This is a genomic window from Acholeplasma hippikon (assembly GCF_900660755.1).
In the GTDB taxonomy this organism is placed as follows: Bacteria; Bacillota_I; Bacilli_A; order Acholeplasmatales; family Acholeplasmataceae; genus Acholeplasma; species Acholeplasma hippikon.
In genome coordinates this window covers 1,325,383-1,342,799 of sequence record NZ_LR215050.1, presented here as the reverse complement: position 1 = coordinate 1,342,799, position 17,417 = coordinate 1,325,383, and the positions used below count along the sequence as shown (strand labels likewise).

Here is a 17,417-nt window from a genome sequence, read left to right as displayed (position 1 = left end):
GATTCTACTGAAACATCAAATCCATCTATTTTTTAAGCTCATATGTTTTCATGTGATACCTCCTAACTATATTTTTTAAAAATCAGCAAGCATCTAAACGTTTTGTTAACTTTATTTTAACTTAAATCTTTTAGAATACAAAAATAAAACCACTATAAAAAATAGTGGTTAGTGTTTCTTCTTTAAAAAGATGATTTTCATTAAGTACATTAAGAATAAATGTATCGGGATTGTAATTAAGAAAATAATGTACCCATTAGGAATATTAATTTCTACATAAAGGATAAGTGAAACTATCCATATAAACAAACTTAAATATAAGTACATCTCATACCTATGTTTATAAACAATACTAAAGACATATAGTGTTAATAAAGCAGCAGAAACACCATATAAAATAAAAATCCAATAATGATATTCTAATTGAAAGAGTGCTCCAAACCCAAAGAGAATAAATGATAGTAATAAACTAATTGATGCATAGAAATATGAAATCACACGTTTATTATATTTAACCGTTCTTTTAACCTTTGTTTTTGAGGTGATATCATTTAATGTAATACCAAAAAATGCAGCTAATTCTTGTAAAACAAAAACACTTGGTATTCCTTCTTTTCTTTCCCACTTTGAAATAGACTTATCAGAATATCCTAACTTTTCCGCTAGCTCGCTTTGTGTAAGATTCATTTTTTTACGATAAAATTGAATGTTTTCTGCCACAACTTCTATTAATTGTTCTTCTTTATTCATAAAAATATCAACCTTTCCTAGTCTATTGTAGCATAAAGGACCATTCTACTGTTAGTAGAATTAGGGAAAGTAACTCTATTTTTTATAGTTTAATAAGTAGGTTGGATAAATGTTCGTTATTGTATACAATAAAGTTAACCTTAAAAAGAGAAATAAAAGGAAGGTATTTTATGTCAAACTATATTATCACAACTTCATCACCAGCAGATTTAACAAATGAATTTTTAAACGAAAGAAATATTCCATACGTATCATTTACTTTTGAATTAAATAATGAAACTTATAAAGATGATTTAGGTAAAACAATCAGTGCAGATGCATTTTATGCAGCAATGAGAAAAGGCGCTTCAACAAAAACTAGCCAAGTAAATGCTGAAGCATATGTTAATTTCTTTACACCATTTTTGGAAAAAGGGTTAGATATTATTCACATCGAATTATCAAGTGGATTAAGTGGTTCTATTAACTCAGCTAGAATTGCTAAAGAAATATTACTTGAAACATTCCCAAACAGAAAAATTGCTTTAATTGATTCTTTAAGCGCATCAGCAGGTTTAGGTTTACTTGTTGATAAGGCATCTGAACTTCAAAATGAAGGTTATGCATATCTTGACTTAGTTAATTACTTAGAAACAAACAAGCTAAAATTAAACCATTGGTTCTATTCAACAGATTTATCTTATTATGTTAAGGGTGGTAGAATTTCATCTACTGCAGGTTTTGTTGGTAGTATCTTAAGTTTATGTCCAGTTCTTAATGTAGATGATAATGGTAAGTTAATACCTAAATTTAAAGTCATTGGTAAGAAACGTGCTATTAATAAAGTGGTTGAACAAATGATGGATCTTGCAAAAGATGGTATAAACTACAATGGTAAATGTTTTATCTCTCATGCAGATTGTATTGAAGATGCTAAAACTGTTGCAAGTAAAATTGAGGCAAATTTCCCTTTATTAAATGGTAAAGTTGAAATATTTAATGTAGGTTCTACAATTGGTAGTCATACTGGTCCTGGGACATTAGCTTTATTCTTCTTTGGAGAAAATAGATAAATAAAAAAAGGTTAAGTTTTAAAAGAAACTTGACCTTTATTTTTTATTTTATTCTGTTAGATTTAATGTCCATGTTTGTTTCAAAATCATAGGCATTTCATCTCTAAAGACACGCATTAATTCTTTCAAATATTTATTATTTGCGTGTGCTAAATCAAACTCTTTTTGTTCAATCAAAAATCCAAAATGAAGTTCTTTTTTATACTTAGGGAAAATTAATCTTAACTTACCTTCAATTTCATCCAATAAGCGCATTGTTTGTTCTCCACCATGGGACAACCTTTGTACAATATCAATTTCTTCTTTAATAAAGTATTCCCAAAATTCCTTTGATGCTTCTTTTGCTTTTATAATATCTTCTTCTTTAGCTCTTAATAAAAATGAAAACATAATACATATCCCCCTTATAAATATTATTTATGCCTTAATCGTCTTTATACCTTTATTATACCTCTTAATCGTATAAATCATTGATATTTATCATAAAACACAACTAAATGCCTTAGTTATGCCACTATTGATAAGTATAAAAATAACCGAAAAGTTAATCTATTCGGTTATTTTATATTTTCTTTACCTAAGTTTGTATAATAACTAATAAAATCAGTTTTATTATCTGTATAGTTATCTCTGTGATGCTTATATTTTTTAGCTAAATCTAATTTAAATGCTTCATACTTTTTTCTTGCTTCAAGATCTGTTAATAAGTAATCTCTAAAGAATATTTCAGGGGCATCATCTTTTATTCTTAAGTGAATGTGGAACACTTCTTCGGCAAACCCACTTATGGTATACCCTTTGTTTAATGTCGCTCTAGTTTCTGTTTGATTCATTAAGATATACCCCTTTTTTGTTAACCTTAAAATGGCTTCATCTAAAGAATATTCATTAAATAATACTAAAACATCTACAATGTCTTTAGCGTAAATATCAGGTAGTGCGGTACTCCCTATATGTTCAATTGATTTTATATTTAAATTAATAAAATGTTTTTTTAATAATTCACTTTCACGATTAAATTGTTCTTTCCATATATTTTTATGTTTAACTAGTTCGATTGGAAAAAGTTGCCATAATTCTTCTAAAGATAAGTCTTTTAAATCTTTCATAACAAACCTAATTTCTATATTTGATATTTCTATTTTACATGAAAAAGAAAAAACGTATAAGAATAGGGAGCTTCTTATACGTTTTATAGAGGGAGAAAATGTTACTGAAGATTCTATTGGAAACTAAAATTAATATTAATTTTGTTTTCACCTGTAGCGAGAGCTGCATTTACTGTATTAGTTAATGCAGTTAATTGTGTTTGATTAGTAATTGGTGTTATGACTTGGAATTTAATCGTAACATCACCTACATATTTATTTCCAACCTTTGTAACTGTATTTACAATAATCGGTGTAAATAATGAATTCAATGTTGCATTTTCAAATTGGACAGTCGCAATCAATGATTCATTTCCGCTAAAAGTAACTCCTTCTGATGGCGTTACCTCTAAACTAAAGACAACATGATAATATTCAGGATCATCATCAATTTTAAAGCCGTTTGTAATTGGCTTAACTGTTCCATTATCCCTGATAAATGAATTAGTAATTGTTATATTTGAACTAGTATATGGAGCGAGTTCAAGATTAAAATTAAAATCATCCTTTTTATAATTATTTAAATAAGCATAACTTATGCCAATTGCACTTGCAATAAGTGCCCATGCAATAATGAGTGGTAAAATGTATTTTTTCATGATGTCCTCCTTAACGAATCACATCGTATATTTTAATTTCTTCTATCTTAATATTTGATAATTCAAAAGTTGTTAATTCAAACGTTTTTTCATATAGTACAACTTCATTTGATAATTTAAAAGTTCGATGAAATGCGTAGTGTCCAATGTATAGTTCTTTTAAATTCTCTTCATTTAAATGAAAAGATAACTGACTTATGTTTTCTACTCCACTAAATGCACTTTCACCAATATATCTAATATCATAAAAATCAAGTGGTGTAATTAATGAATTATCATTATAAAATGCATACGCTTCAATAACTTCAACATGATCCATGTTATAGATGTATGTTAGGTTCTTCGCTTCAAAAAACGCACTTTCACCTATTTCTTTAACATTAGCACCAAAGAATATGGTTTCAATTTTTTGGTTTTGATAAAAAGCAAAACCTTTAATGGATTCTACTTTATAACCATAAAGCATATCTGGTATTAAAACCACATCTACTTCATCTAATGCTCCTGTTACAACATATGTATCTGTTGTTTCATCGAATTCAAAGTACAGACCATTTAAAGTTGCCTTTAAAGGGATATTAGATTCATTTTTTGAAATTATATTATTTTTCTCTAATCCCTCAAATAATAAGATGACTGAGTAAGTAAGTGAGATGCTTGAGATGATTAAAAGTATGAATAACATAATTGTGTTTGTTAAATATCTCATACTTATACCTTTTTTATCCTCTTTAATATCTACTTTAAGTATAATTCTTTATTTTTATCATTAAATCAAAATTCCTTGAATGACACTTTTTATACCCTAAATAGATAATTGAGCTGTTGTGAATCGTTAAATTCACAACACTTCAATTAAAAAGAATGGAAATAGCCAATTTTCTCACTCTTTTTAATTTAGGGGTTTATTTATCCAAGTTATGTCATTAAATTCAACTTGGTTTGGGGTTTATATAAGAGTTTTATTGTTTTATTTTAAATTGTTTGAAGCACTTGTTCTTGATCTAATACTGCTTCAACTTCTACCTCTTGGTTATTAAGTGATAATTCTTGAGCAGATTGTGACAATGCTTCAATCTGTGCTAAAGCTTCTTTAGCTTTCTTAAGTGAACGATGCGTTGCACCTAAAATTAATAATCGTTTATTTGCTGTATACATTTTAATTTGATATACACCACGACGGTCTTTATAGATTTCGTAACGACCTTCTTCAACCGTTTGAGCAAGTGATCTTAAACGGTATTCACATTGTTTTATTGAAGAATAAGATTCACTACGACATAATATCTCACCTTCAAAATCGTAAAGTTGGAATCTATACTTACTATCATCTTCTATAATTTCATATTTACCAGCACGCATCTTTTTTAATTCGTTTTCAATGCGCTTTTGTTCATTTAAAGTTTCAATCTGAACTTCTATTTCTGGGTCTGGAGCTTCTAATAAGTATTGGGATTCTTTCCATCTGTTTAAGAGTGCTTCGCGCGCTTTAATTGCTTTAACGATTTTTCTATAAATGATTTCTTCAAAAATTACAATATATAGAATCACAATCATCACCATCATTGCGAATGGAGAACGTGCAAATCGCACAATTGATCCTAATTTTTCATATTTTTGACCATTGTAAATTCCAATCATATCATCATATTTAACAATGACTGAATCTTTTGAGGGGTTTGCGTCTCCTTGAAAACGAAAACTTAATCCAGCTTCATTTTCAATAATCTCAACAACTCTATGAATAATCGTTTTCTTTAAATATGGATTATAGTATCCAATGATATCAAATAATTTAATATCTTCTTCTTTAGGTAAATTTTCTAAGACAATCACATCATCTTTTGTAAATTGATTACCTAAATTATTTTCTAAAACTAATGTGTTTCTTGAGTTTATTTCTGCCATTGAGTTAGAAGCAATCACCATAACTTGAGAATTAAGTAACGATTCTTTTTGATCACTGAATTGGTAGAATAGACCAAATCCAATAATACCTACTAGAATTATCATTACAATTGCCTCTAAGATATTACCAATACCATTTATAACTTTATTACTTTTATTTTCTTTTCGTATATTGCTTTTAATAATTTCATTATCTCTAACACCTTCTGTTATAAGCAATCTTTCTTTCTCATTCATATTTAGCAATAAGAGTGTAAAGACTACGATGAATGAAATTAGTGCCACTGGAGCAATAACCCATGTGATTAATTGACTTATATTCATAAAGGCACCTCGATCGTCAATTATTTAGCAGCTACTGTAATATATACAGAAATTAATGCGCTTGAGTCAGCTGTAGCAGTTAAGAATACATCTCTGAATGCTCTGTAAGCATCTGCAGTAGCTGGAGCTTTTCCATCTTTCCAAGCTAATCTTACTTCATATTTACCGTGTGTAACGTTTTGGAACGCTATTTCACCTAAAACTGTAACAGCGGTTACTCTAACTTCTAAGTACTCAGCTAATAATTCACTATTTAATGTAACAACTGGGACTGAATATTCAAATCCACTTACTGGTTCTAATGCACCATCAATTCCGTATTCATGAGTCACTATGAATGATGCATAGTGTTTAGAAATATCAGTTGGATTATCAATTAAAATTCCTACTTTATTGACTTTAACATTGTTTACAAAATATTCTGGAGCATCTAATGTTAATTTACCTACTTCAGTATATCCATCTAAGACGATTGATAAATTGTCTTCTTGTTCTACTGGATCATTGTAAACAAATAATGACCAAGCCATACCAACTACACCTACAATTGCAAATAATGCAATGATTGATAACATAATTTTTCTCATTTTTATTCTCCTTTATTTTATTTTCTTAACCCAATGAGATGATTAAGAACGATTTAACAAAATGAATTTGATCTAATAATTTTTTAAGTTGTTTATTGAATTATTTGATTAATCTGTAATTTTAATGCGATTTTTCCATTTTCATCAACTGCTGATTGAAGTACTTGATATTGTTCATATGTCAATGTACTAACGCCTATATTCCAATAAAAGTAAACCTCAAATGATCCAACTATCTTTGAAGAATTGACCATATTGATATCCATTTCAGATGAAGTTACGTTTATAAGTTCACTTACTTCTTCATTAAGAAATGAAGCCGTTAAATAGGCGTATATGCCTTCCGAAGGAAATTCTTTATCAGTTAAAATTTCATAATCTATAACAACTCTATATAAGTCTAAATCCGAATCAATTACTACATCCTCGACTATTTCATAATCTCTTTCAATTGTGATATTCGTGATTGAAACATCACCAAATACTGCATAAGCATCTAATTCAAATGCTAAGTTTGTTCTTAGATCATCTGCTTTATTAAAAGTGAATGCGTAAGCTATACCAAATGAACAGAAAACAATCATAAGTGATATAATTGCTAATTTAATAATTTTCATGATTAGCCCCCTATGTGATAATTGTGACTACAATCTTGGATGAAACAAATGAACCAGTTGATGATGTATTATCATATGTTCCAGCATATAAACGAATATTGACAGTACTACTTGATCCAGCACTTTTGAATGCACTTGCTCCAATAGATAAAGTTATTAGGTTTTCATCAGGAACTTGCCAATTAAGTTTTAATCCAAAGTCTCCTTCAAATGCACTTGCTCCAATATATTGAATATCTCTTAAAGTTATTTCCCTAAGAGAAAAACGACTTTTAAATGCACTTGCTCCAATATACTGAACACGTTCCATGCCGTTAACTGTATTTAGGTTTGATAATTTATCAAATGAATTTGCTTCAAGTATAGTGACATTCTCACCAAGGTTAACCACTTTTGTAGCATAATTTAATGAAAGTGTACCAGTGGTTGTTGAATGTACAGTTGTCACCGGATAACCATTAACAGTTGCAGGAATGGTTACTGTTTCTTGCTTTGGTATTTCCGTAACACCATATGAATTTGTAGCTGTGCTAAATTTATAAGTAATTCCATTTACTGTCACTGTAGAATTGTTAGCATATGGCGCTGGAATAGATTTTCTAAAACTACCTAAACCAGTAAATGTTGCCCTTTCAGTTAAATTAGCATTTACGCCACCTAAGACCGCATAACCTATACCTAGTGAACTTACAAAAACGACGACTGCTAAAAAGATTAATAAAAATGTTTTTTTCAAATATGTATTCCTCCTCAATCTTGGCTAATCAGTTTTTTGTTTCTCGCCAATAAATATAAATAAAAAGGGCATCATAAGCCCCTAAAATTCCCTAAATGTCACTTTTTTACCCCTAAAAAACCGTTTTTAAACAAAAAAAGGAACATACAAATGTGTAAAATTGTATGATCCCTATCTTTTCTAGTCTATATATTCTTCTATAATGATTGGTTTTTTTAAGTCTCTTGGTAGCAAAACAGATACGGTAAAAACTTCTTTTAATAGATTAGGTTCAATGGTATAAAAACCACCTAAACGTTTTGTAATGTCAATAATGTTTTCTAACCCAAACCCATGTGAGTCAACATCCTTTTTGGTCGTCATGTATTTACCATGTTCTTGCTTTAACTTACCGTTATATGAGTTTTCAATATAAATACTTGCCCAATTCTCTTGATTCGTTATTTTCATATAAATATAACGTTTTGATTCATCTTTTACTTTTAAAGTTGCTTCATAGGCATTTGAGGTTAGGTTGTGGAATAAACTTATTTTTTCTAATAAGGTTAAATGCGTATGCATTGGTTCTGACCCTTCAAATGTTAAAGTAATATTATTTTCTTTACATTTTGTTGCCAGTTCTTGCATTAATGCATCAAATATCATATTGTTAGAATAACGCTTTGGTAGTTCTAAAGCGTTATAAACTAATTGATCCATTTGTTCTAATGTATCTTTAGCTTCTTGGTTTTCACTATTATTCACCATGTTTCTTAACGTGCCAACCACACCTTCATAATCATGTTTGAATTTACGGTAACTATTATAAAAATTTTCTAACTTCTTATAGTGGCTTAATTGTTGTTCATAAGATGCTACTAGCATAGCGTTTCTTGATTCAATACGTTGTCGTTCAAAATACTTAATCGTATAATACATTACCACATACATCATATAAATTATGATTAAACAGGTTACCCCAATTGCCATATAATATTCAATAGAAAGTATTGGAGCTTGGCGATTAACCAATGAAACTGAATTAATTAATACTAAATTAACTACAGAAAATAATTGATAAATAACTACTAACCTTAATGGTGTATTAGCATATAAAAATCTTTTCATCTTTAAATCTTCGAAGATAAACGCTCTTAAGATAATAAATATTGCCATAGCAACCGGAAAGGCAAGTAATGTTACTACATGATAAACATCAGGATCATTAATTAAATAAAAGTTTCCATCATTAATGAACATAATAGAAAAGGTCGCATTAATAATGTTTCTAATACTATTTACATTAATTACCCCCATACCGGCAGCAAACGCGCCTTGAATCATATTAAGGTTAGTAACTAATCGAATGGTTACGTAAATTGCAGCTGTATTTAAAATAAAGATTGTCAGTGGAAAGTTTTTATCTCCAATGATATAAACTGCACTTTGAAAAAGAATCAATAATCCAATAATAAAATATCTATGTCTATTTTTTGCTGGTGATAATTTAATGAAGTATGCAACATAGGCAACGTTATACAAAAGTAAAACAGCTAAAGCAGCATATATCATTTAATTTCCTCCTTTATTTTTGACATGTCATGTTTACTCATATATTTAACAAAGGCAGCCTCAAAGAAATCCATATAGGTTTTACCTATTGGAATTTCTATTCCACTCTTTAATTTAATTGTGTTTTTATAAACACTCGTAATAAAGTTTAAATTAACTATAAATGAGCGATGTACTTGAATAAAATATGTTGGATCCAACTTTTCAACTGTCTCATTTAAATTACTATAGAAACTAATTTCTTCATTTCCATAATGTACGGTTACTAATTTATTAAAAACTTCAAAGTACATAATCTTATGTAAAGGAATAACATACTTATTTCCTTTATACTCACAAACAAATACTTTCTTTTGCTCAGATTCAATTTGAGAAATTGCCTTTTCTAAAACTGATTTAAATTTCTCATGTGTAAACTTATGTTTAATTAAATAGTTTAATGCCTGTACATCAAAAGCATCTAATAAGAACTCTTCACTGGATGTTACAAAAATTAAGATTGAGCGTGAACCTTTATTTCTAAGTTCAGTTGCTGCTTCTACACCAGACTTGCTCTTTAACATAATATCTAAATAGATAATTTCAAATTGATTTGGATTCTCACTTACGTAAAAAAGTAAAGCTTCGGCAGACTCAAAAAATGATAATTCAAATTTAACACCAAGTTCTTTACTACATTGATTTAATTCATCAATCATAATTTTTAGTTCATCTTTATTGTCTTCAACTATTGCCAATCTAACGACAAGACCTTCATCTCACCTGATTTGTTTCTTACTATCTGTCATCTTAATAACTCCCATTATTTGCAAATTAGCATGACCATAAGATTAATTTGAATCGCTTGTTGACTTAGTTTCTCTGGATTATACACTGTAGCAATCAAATGGATCTAACCTGGTAAATCTAAACCAAAAACCAACTTTCTTACTGAAATTATATCAAAACAGACTGCATCTATTATTGTTATTACATTTTTAATTCAAAAAAGATTTTTAATAAACTACTGGGAAAGTAAGTTTTTAAATGCTTTTAAATATCATTTATAAAATAAAAAAACTATGAAGGTATCCTCATAGTTTTTGATTGTTTATATTATGCTATGAAACTAAATACTAAGAATAAGAGTGCTAAAGACAACATAAAGATTGAACTGAATATTTCTTTATAATATATTTTCTTATCTTTCTTATCTTTTAAGAAAAATAAGTATCCAATCATTCTTAATGAATAAACCATAATGGCATACATCACCATAATAAGTGCCATGATTAGAAAGAATGGATTTAAGATGTATGAAATGCTATCAGTTTGTCCATTAGATGATTTAATTAGAAAAATTAAGAATGCAGAAAATAAGAATAAGAAAAAACTCATGAAATAACCTTTTCTAAACTTCTTCATTTCTTCATAATCATTTAATTTCTTTGGTGTTTGTTGTTTAAGATCTTGTTCAAAATATGCTTTAAAATCAATCGATAAGATATCACCAATTTTTTTAAGCATTTGAACATCAGGAATACTTGTTCCTTGTTCATAGCGAGAAACAGTTTTGTCAGATACTCCCAACTTTTCTGCTAATTCTTTTTGTGTCATATTTATTTCTTTTCTTTTTAAAATGATTTGTTCAGCAATATTCATCTTTTACACCACCTATAGTTTCATTATTTCATAAATACCTATATTTTCCAACAGAAAAAAATGAGAATCTCTCTCATATGGCAAGAATCACATGAATAAAAAAGTTGTCTTTCGACAACTTCATTAATTTACTATTTTTGGAGGCCCCGATCAGATTTGAACTGACGCGTAAAGGTTTTGCAGACCTCTGCCTTACCACTTGGCTACGGGGCCAAAACGCTTATATATTATAACGTTATAACCCAAAAAAGTCAATTGTACATTTTGATATTTTTTAATTCTTAATTATTTTGATTAATTAAACCATAACTTTCAAAAAAACATTGTAGTTCTTCTGCTTTTTTTGGCTTAGAGAAGTAATATCCTTGGGCAAGGGCAATCTGGTGTTCTTTAATAATTTGTTTTTGCACTTCTGTTTCTACGCCTTCAATGATAACTAACTTTCTTAATGCATTAGAAATATCTAAAACAAACTTTAAGAATAACTGATCTTCATAGTTTGTATCAATATTTGTGATAAATGAACGGTCTAATTTAACAATGTCGATTGGTAACTCTTTAATATATGTTAAGGTTGAATAACCAGTTCCAAAATCATCAATCGCAATCCTAAAATTATAGGCTTTAATTCTTTCTAAAATTTCTTTAACAGATTCTAGTTTTTCTAATTTACTTGATTCAGTAATTTCTAATCCAACATCTTCTGGATTAATGCCATATTCTGTTGCGTATTTAATTAAAGTATCTGGTAATGTCTTATCTAATAAGTTTTTAGGTGATAAATTAATTAATAAACGAATATCAATACCTTGTTCATTCCAAGCTTTTAGTTGTCTAAATGCTTCTTTAACCACAAAGTTAGTGATTCGATGAATATCATCTGTTAACTCTGATAAACGAATGATTTTCTCAGGATTAATGTGACCTAATTCTGGGTGTTGCCAACGAAGTAATGTTTCAACGCCTAAGATTTGGTCTTTATCAATATCCATAATTGGTTGATAAACTAAATAGAATTCATTATTTTTTAATGACGGCTTAATCGCTGACATGATTAAGACTTCATTAATTTTTTCTTGATAAAACTCATCTTTATAAATCACTACACGGTTTTTGCCACTGATTTTAGCCTGATGAAGCGCAAGCTCAGATTTAGTAAGTGTATCTGGTAGAGACTTTTCATTTGGATAATAACTTGCGACTCCAATAGATGCACTAAATAAATAAGCATGGATTTCATTATGTAAGATTACTCTGATTTGTTTTAAAAGTGATTTTGTAAATTCACTTATTGAATCTGGTGTAAACTCATTTAATGAGATTAAAACGAAACTGTCCTCATGATCTCTAGCAACTTCATATGTCTCGCTTCTTTCCTTTAGATAGTTCGCTATTTCTTTTAAAGCACTATCTGACCAAACCATCCCTTTTAAATCATTGATTAATTTGAAATCATCTAAATCAATATTGAATAATGTATATGGTTTTGATTCTTTTTGAAGGTTTTCTATAACTTCTTTGATGCCATCATCATTATATAAACCTGTTAATTCATCATACTTAATTTTCTTTTCAAGATTTTGTAGTTGCGTTTGGCTAGTTGATGTAATGTTATTTAAATACTCATCCTTTTGACTTAAGTATTGTCTTACAATTCGGTATGAAAGCATAAAGGAAGAGACAATAAGTGTCCCTACAATTAAATAACGTAATATATCAAACCAAAAAAGATGATTAAATTCATGGTTCATAAACACCATGGTTATATCAACTATTGCTAATGTTAAAAAGATTAATAAATTAATAACAATAAACACGCGATTCTTCTTACAAAATATGTGTGTATGATTGCTGTCTAAATCTTGTTGTCTCAACTTCATATCTCCTAAATACTTAAGTATGGTAAGAAGAATAACTTCTATCCTTTATTTTGATCAAGCACTTGTGCTTTTTTCTTGGCGAGTCCTTCTTTTTTAGCATCAAAAGTTTTCTTTTGTTTAGCTAATTTTTTCTCTAGCTCCAATGCCTTTTGTTTCTCTAATTTTGCTTGAATTTTTAGGCGCTCATTTTTTTCTTTAAGTGCTAACTTTTTACGCTTTTCTTTTAAGGCTTTTTCAAGCTTTAATCGTTCACGTAGAAGTTTGTCTTTTTCACGCTTCAACTCATTAGACAATTTCTTATTTTCCAAGGCAAGTTTACGTTTAATGGCCTTGTCCAATTTTTCCTTATTATCAATTGTATATTTTTTTATGCGTTCGTTTAAGGAATTTGCTTCATTTTTTTCAATTTCTTTATAGAGTTTCTTTAATTCTTCATTCCATTTACGTTCTAATGATAAATGTCTTCTTAAATCTTCTAATTTAACATCACGAACGATACTTGCGATTGCTTGTTTTTTATAAGCTATTTCTAACTTTTTATCTAAAGATTTAGCCTCATATAATTTAGTAAATAAATCCGTATCACTATTATAGGCTAAGATGTCTTCATATAAGCTATTTTGAATATTAAATATGTCTGTTAATGCCGTTTTCAAGTGAACTTTTTGACTTCTTAAGTCACCCTTATATTCTACTGAATTTTTAGATGTTTGTGACTTAATTTTTTGTAAAAAATATTCATTCATCGCCTGATTTTCTACAACATCTGCATATTTATCATCTAAAGTGATTTCAGTATGTAAATTTTTAAGTATTTTTGCAGGAACTTCTTTTTTTATTTGATACTCAATCTGATCAACTGATTGATACTGTGTATCGTTTGATAATGTTAAACTCACTGCATGCATAAACAACTTATTAATGTTTTCTTTATAATAATCAGTGAATCGTTTGTTATGTGTTTCCGCTTCAAAGTTATAGTCTAACTTATAGTTTTGATCTAAAAATAACCATAAAAAATAGGCTGATTTAAAGTCTGGGTTTTTTAAAATGACTTGCGTTTTAATAATCGGTGGTGTTACTTTTTTATACTTACTCATTTGTTTATAGAAAGTTGAGTTTGTTAACACTGTAATATGTTTGTATAAGTTTTCTGCTTTTTGATAAACAGCTTCGTTATGATCATCTTCTTTTTTCTGTCTAAACTTTTCTTCTTTTGAAACCTCAATTTTAACTTTATAGTTAGCATCAATAAACTCAAAATTATTTTCAGCTAAAAAGTTCATCTTACGGTTTGCATATAATGCTTCTTTAATTAATTTTAGACGTTCAAAAGTATAATCTTTTAAACGTGCAATCAATGTCATAATAAATCTATTTTCATAAATTCCGTATTCAATCTCACCAATATTTGTTAATACCTTTAAAGGCATTAAATCTAAACTTTCTGTTTCTCTTAAATATTTAGTGTTTGTTGATAAATGACGGATGGATTGACTATTCACACGTTTTGTTTTTTCAATTGGAATAATTTCTTCTTCAAACTTTAATTGTGATTTAACATTTCGTGTAATTTTATCAATACTTGGAAGATATGATTCAATCACATTAATCCAAGTATCATCATATTTCTTACGTTCAGTACTATGTTTTTGATAAAGTGTTTTTTCTCCACTTCTTAATGCATTATCTAAGTATTTGGCAAAGTCTGTTTCTTCATCTTGTTTTTTAAATGCCTCATACAGCATTTCATTAAATAATTCTATATCATATCTAGCGTTCATTTATTTAATCCTTAAAAACTCTTAATATAAGTTTTGATCATTTTCTTTGTATCATTGAAGTTCATTTTACCAAATAACTTATCGATTAATGACACTAAATCTTCTAATTCTTTTTGAAGGAATGGAAGATTTAAACTTTCAAACTTACGTATGATTTTTCTACTAACTAGATAATCAAGTGCTTCAATTTCATTTCCACCCGCTGCCATATAAACAGGAATAAAGGTATGAATTTGTTTGTTAATACGGTTACCAAATGCAATTTGGAATTTATCAATAATAAAATCATCTAACTTTTGTAGGTTTTCTAATGTTTTTTGAGATATTTGAAAGTTTTCAAGAGCTTCGTTAAATAACCCACTTACATAACTATAAGTTAATTCAACGTGATTTTCTCTTTCTGCATTGAAAAATACTGCTTTATCATTCATTTCAATTGACGCTACACGGTCATAAACTTTATCTGTGATAGCGAAAGTTGAATCATCTCTATTGGCTGTTCCAATGAACCAAACATTTTCTGGTATTTGCAGTTTACCTTGTTTTAAATGGAATGGATCATCTTCTTTAATATCATTTATTAACTGGATTTTCCATTCTTCTTTATTAGGCATTTCTAAAATACTTAAGAAATCAGCAAAGTAATATTCTACTCTGGCTAAGTTCATTTCATCTAAGACAATAAATGTTAAATCATCTCGGTAAGTTGCTTCATAAAGCGCTTTTAAGAACTCTGTTTCATTGAACTTCTTTGTGAATTCGTTAAAATACCCTAGCATTTCACTACGATCACGCCATGATGGTTGAACTGAAATGATTGAAGCATCATGATTAAAGAATTTACCCATTGCGTAGGCAAGTGAGGTTTTCCCAGTACCTGAGATACCTTCTAAAATCATTGTTTTAGATGTAGCCATACCCGCAAAGAAAATTCTTACTGTTTTTTCAGAATAGTAAAGATTAAGATTTGTGGCTGAAAAGTTAATAAAGCGTTTAACTAATTCATCTAATCTTAATTGATCTTCACTTTTCATTAAAGTTATTAAGTTTTTACGTTTATATTTAAGATCAATTTCAGGTAATAAGCTAAAGCGATTTTTATCTTGTTTATCTTCTTTTTTTAGATTTTGATCTGTTTCTTTTGATAAGGCTAAACTTGCGTTCTTTTCATCTAATAATTTATTGAGTTCAAAACTTAAGTTACTTACCTCTTCCATTAATGTCTCTTTATCTTTTTCAACACTTACAAATTTAAAGTACTTTCTAACTAAAAAGACAATTAAAGTAATGAGTAATATATAAAGTAATAAGATTAAGATAATCCCAATAATAGAAAATACCCAATCTAAGAAATTAAATGATTCTGACTTATGAATAAAGTCTTTTGCGTATGTAATAAAATTTCCTATAAATCCTTGATAAATAAGTGTAGAAAAACCGGTGATAAACGACCAAATATTTCTAACAATTTCTCTAAATAACCCGACAAACCATTCTGCAAATTGTTCCATATTTTCCTCCTTATTTATCTAACTTTTCTTTAAACGATAAGATCGCTTGTCCATTTAATTTCTTATCATCTTTATATTGATATAGATAAATATTTTCTATTGGCCATTCTTTTGTTGATTGCATCATAACCTTTTTAAGATGCATTAATTCTGTATTTAAGATACTTAATTTAGACTGAATAAATTCTTCTTGAACCAAGATATAATTCAAGATAAAGTCATAAGCCATGTTGGTTTTAAAATTATCATTCAACTGACTTGATATATTAAAGTTGAGTTTTTTTAAATGATTAATATGTTCATGAATTTTTATAACTTCATATGAAGTGTTTGTGTTAATGATATTTAAAACAATTCTTTCAGGCTTAACTTTATATTTAATTGCGATTCTTCTAAATCTTTCAACCAACTTTTCATTAGCTAGTTGTTGTATAGATATAGGAATAAATAGTTTAAATTCCTTTTCTACATTCACTGTTAAAACTTCAAATGCTTCTTCTATTGTTTTTTCAAATACCCAATTACCAAACCAATATGCATCTAAACTTGCTTCTAGTTGTGGAATTAGGTTTAAGTAGTTCTCATTTTCAAATTGAAGTTCAGTGTAAAAACCTAAGCATACGTCTTTTTGATAAAGTGGTGTAAAACTAAATAAAAACTTTTCCGATAAAATAGACTCTTTTAAGTTTAAATATTTATTAAAGTTTTCTGAATCTTCATAAATTCCTTCATGGAAGGTTTTTAATTCATTTCCACCAATTTTTTTAACGTTTAGTAACGTACTGTAAAGTCTAGATAATAAAGTTTCATAACTATCTGCTAGATTGGGATAACTAATATACGATATTGAAAAAGTCCGATTAATTTCTAAGCCATTATCTAAAGTAACTGGCTTTTCAAGTGACATTTTAATTTTTGATAAGGTATCAAATAATTCATCTTTACTATCTAAATTCTCACTATAAATTAAAAATGCTTCTCTCTCTTTTGTTTGGGCAAACTTCCAGTTTTTCTTTAAATGCATTTGTATTCTTTTACCTAATTGATTTAAATAAAAAGTAACTAAATGATCTGGAATATAAGATTTCACTTGAAGGAAATTATCAATTGAAATCAATGATAAACTAAATGGTTTATTTGGATCTAACTTCATTTCATGTTTGATAAAACCTTCAAGTATTTCTATTTTTAAAATATTATCTAAATTTTTATATTTTGTTAATTGATAGTTTTTATACAATAACTTAATTAAGAAATATACGCTAATCGATAAAAGAATGATTGTTAGTAAAATAAGTGTTGCATATAGAATCATGTTATCTTTCATGG

General features: G+C 28.1%; 17 protein-coding genes and 1 tRNA gene. 1 reads left to right on the top strand and 17 read right to left on the bottom strand.

Translation table 11 applies throughout. The features are described from left to right. Positions 1-168: 168 nt before the first annotated feature. Positions 169-750: a helix-turn-helix domain-containing protein gene (locus EXC59_RS06525; RefSeq protein ID WP_051658968.1), complete on the bottom strand. Its 582-nt coding sequence runs from the start codon at positions 748-750 to the stop codon at positions 169-171. Between the two features lie 170 nt (positions 751-920). Here EXC59_RS06525 and EXC59_RS06520 point away from each other — a divergent pair, with 170 nt between their 5' ends. Beyond that, positions 921-1,802: a DegV family protein gene (locus tag EXC59_RS06520; protein WP_035368726.1), complete on the top strand. Its 882-nt coding sequence runs from the start codon at positions 921-923 to the stop codon at positions 1,800-1,802. Between the two features lie 48 nt (positions 1,803-1,850). On the opposite strand, the gene EXC59_RS06515 is transcribed toward EXC59_RS06520, so the two are convergent. From EXC59_RS06515 to EXC59_RS06440, 16 genes are all read right to left on the bottom strand, one after another. Next, positions 1,851-2,192 (bottom strand): hypothetical protein, encoded by a 342-nt coding sequence (locus EXC59_RS06515; RefSeq protein WP_035368725.1) that lies wholly within the window; start codon positions 2,190-2,192, stop codon positions 1,851-1,853. 167 nt (positions 2,193-2,359) lie between these two features. Then, entirely contained in the window at positions 2,360-2,911 is a 552-nt protein-coding gene (locus tag EXC59_RS06510) for a GrpB family protein (protein ID WP_035368724.1), read from the bottom strand. A gap of 113 nt (positions 2,912-3,024) precedes the next feature. After that, the gene (locus EXC59_RS06505) at positions 3,025-3,549 is read right to left on the bottom strand and encodes a hypothetical protein (protein ID WP_035368723.1); all 525 of its coding nucleotides are present in this window, start codon (positions 3,547-3,549) and stop codon (positions 3,025-3,027) included. A gap of 10 nt (positions 3,550-3,559) precedes the next feature. Continuing rightward, a complete protein-coding gene (locus EXC59_RS06500; RefSeq protein WP_035368721.1) occupies positions 3,560-4,258 on the bottom strand; it encodes a leucine-rich repeat protein in 699 nt (232 codons plus the stop codon). A 266-nt stretch (positions 4,259-4,524) separates the two neighbouring features. Beyond that, positions 4,525-5,781, bottom strand: a complete 1,257-nt coding sequence (locus tag EXC59_RS06495) for a S26 family signal peptidase (protein ID WP_035368719.1) — start codon at positions 5,779-5,781, stop codon at positions 4,525-4,527. A 20-nt stretch (positions 5,782-5,801) separates the two neighbouring features. Then, entirely contained in the window at positions 5,802-6,368 is a 567-nt protein-coding gene (locus EXC59_RS06490) for a hypothetical protein (protein ID WP_035368717.1), read from the bottom strand. Between the two features lie 92 nt (positions 6,369-6,460). Next, positions 6,461-6,985, bottom strand: a complete 525-nt coding sequence (locus EXC59_RS06485; protein ID WP_035368715.1) for a hypothetical protein — start codon at positions 6,983-6,985, stop codon at positions 6,461-6,463. Between the two features lie 10 nt (positions 6,986-6,995). Beyond that, positions 6,996-7,721 (bottom strand): leucine-rich repeat protein, encoded by a 726-nt coding sequence (locus tag EXC59_RS06480; RefSeq protein WP_035368714.1) that lies wholly within the window; start codon positions 7,719-7,721, stop codon positions 6,996-6,998. A 180-nt stretch (positions 7,722-7,901) separates the two neighbouring features. After that, positions 7,902-9,272, bottom strand: a complete 1,371-nt coding sequence (locus EXC59_RS06475; protein WP_035368712.1) for an ATP-binding protein — start codon at positions 9,270-9,272, stop codon at positions 7,902-7,904. Then, complete coding sequence (locus tag EXC59_RS06470) at positions 9,269-10,009, bottom strand: LytR/AlgR family response regulator transcription factor (protein ID WP_162163930.1); 741 nt, start codon at positions 10,007-10,009, stop codon at positions 9,269-9,271. The genes EXC59_RS06475 and EXC59_RS06470 overlap by 4 nt, the downstream gene beginning before the upstream one ends. A gap of 358 nt (positions 10,010-10,367) precedes the next feature. Then, positions 10,368-10,913: a helix-turn-helix domain-containing protein gene (locus tag EXC59_RS06465; RefSeq protein ID WP_035368710.1), complete on the bottom strand. Its 546-nt coding sequence runs from the start codon at positions 10,911-10,913 to the stop codon at positions 10,368-10,370. 138 nt (positions 10,914-11,051) lie between these two features. Beyond that, positions 11,052-11,126 (bottom strand) — tRNA-Cys (locus EXC59_RS06460). 68 nt (positions 11,127-11,194) lie between these two features. Beyond that, entirely contained in the window at positions 11,195-12,787 is a 1,593-nt protein-coding gene (locus EXC59_RS06455; RefSeq protein ID WP_035368709.1) for a putative bifunctional diguanylate cyclase/phosphodiesterase, read from the bottom strand. Positions 12,788-12,831: 44 nt separating this feature from the next. After that, entirely contained in the window at positions 12,832-14,577 is a 1,746-nt protein-coding gene (locus tag EXC59_RS06450) for a hypothetical protein (RefSeq protein WP_035368708.1), read from the bottom strand. 11 nt (positions 14,578-14,588) lie between these two features. Then, positions 14,589-16,088 carry an ATP-binding protein gene (locus EXC59_RS06445; protein ID WP_051658967.1) on the bottom strand — a complete coding sequence of 500 codons (1,500 nt, stop codon included), beginning with the start codon at positions 16,086-16,088 and terminating at the stop codon, positions 14,589-14,591. A 10-nt stretch (positions 16,089-16,098) separates the two neighbouring features. Beyond that, positions 16,099-17,415 carry an EAL domain-containing protein gene (locus EXC59_RS06440; protein ID WP_084145109.1) on the bottom strand — a complete coding sequence of 439 codons (1,317 nt, stop codon included), beginning with the start codon at positions 17,413-17,415 and terminating at the stop codon, positions 16,099-16,101. Positions 17,416-17,417 lie beyond the last annotated feature (2 nt).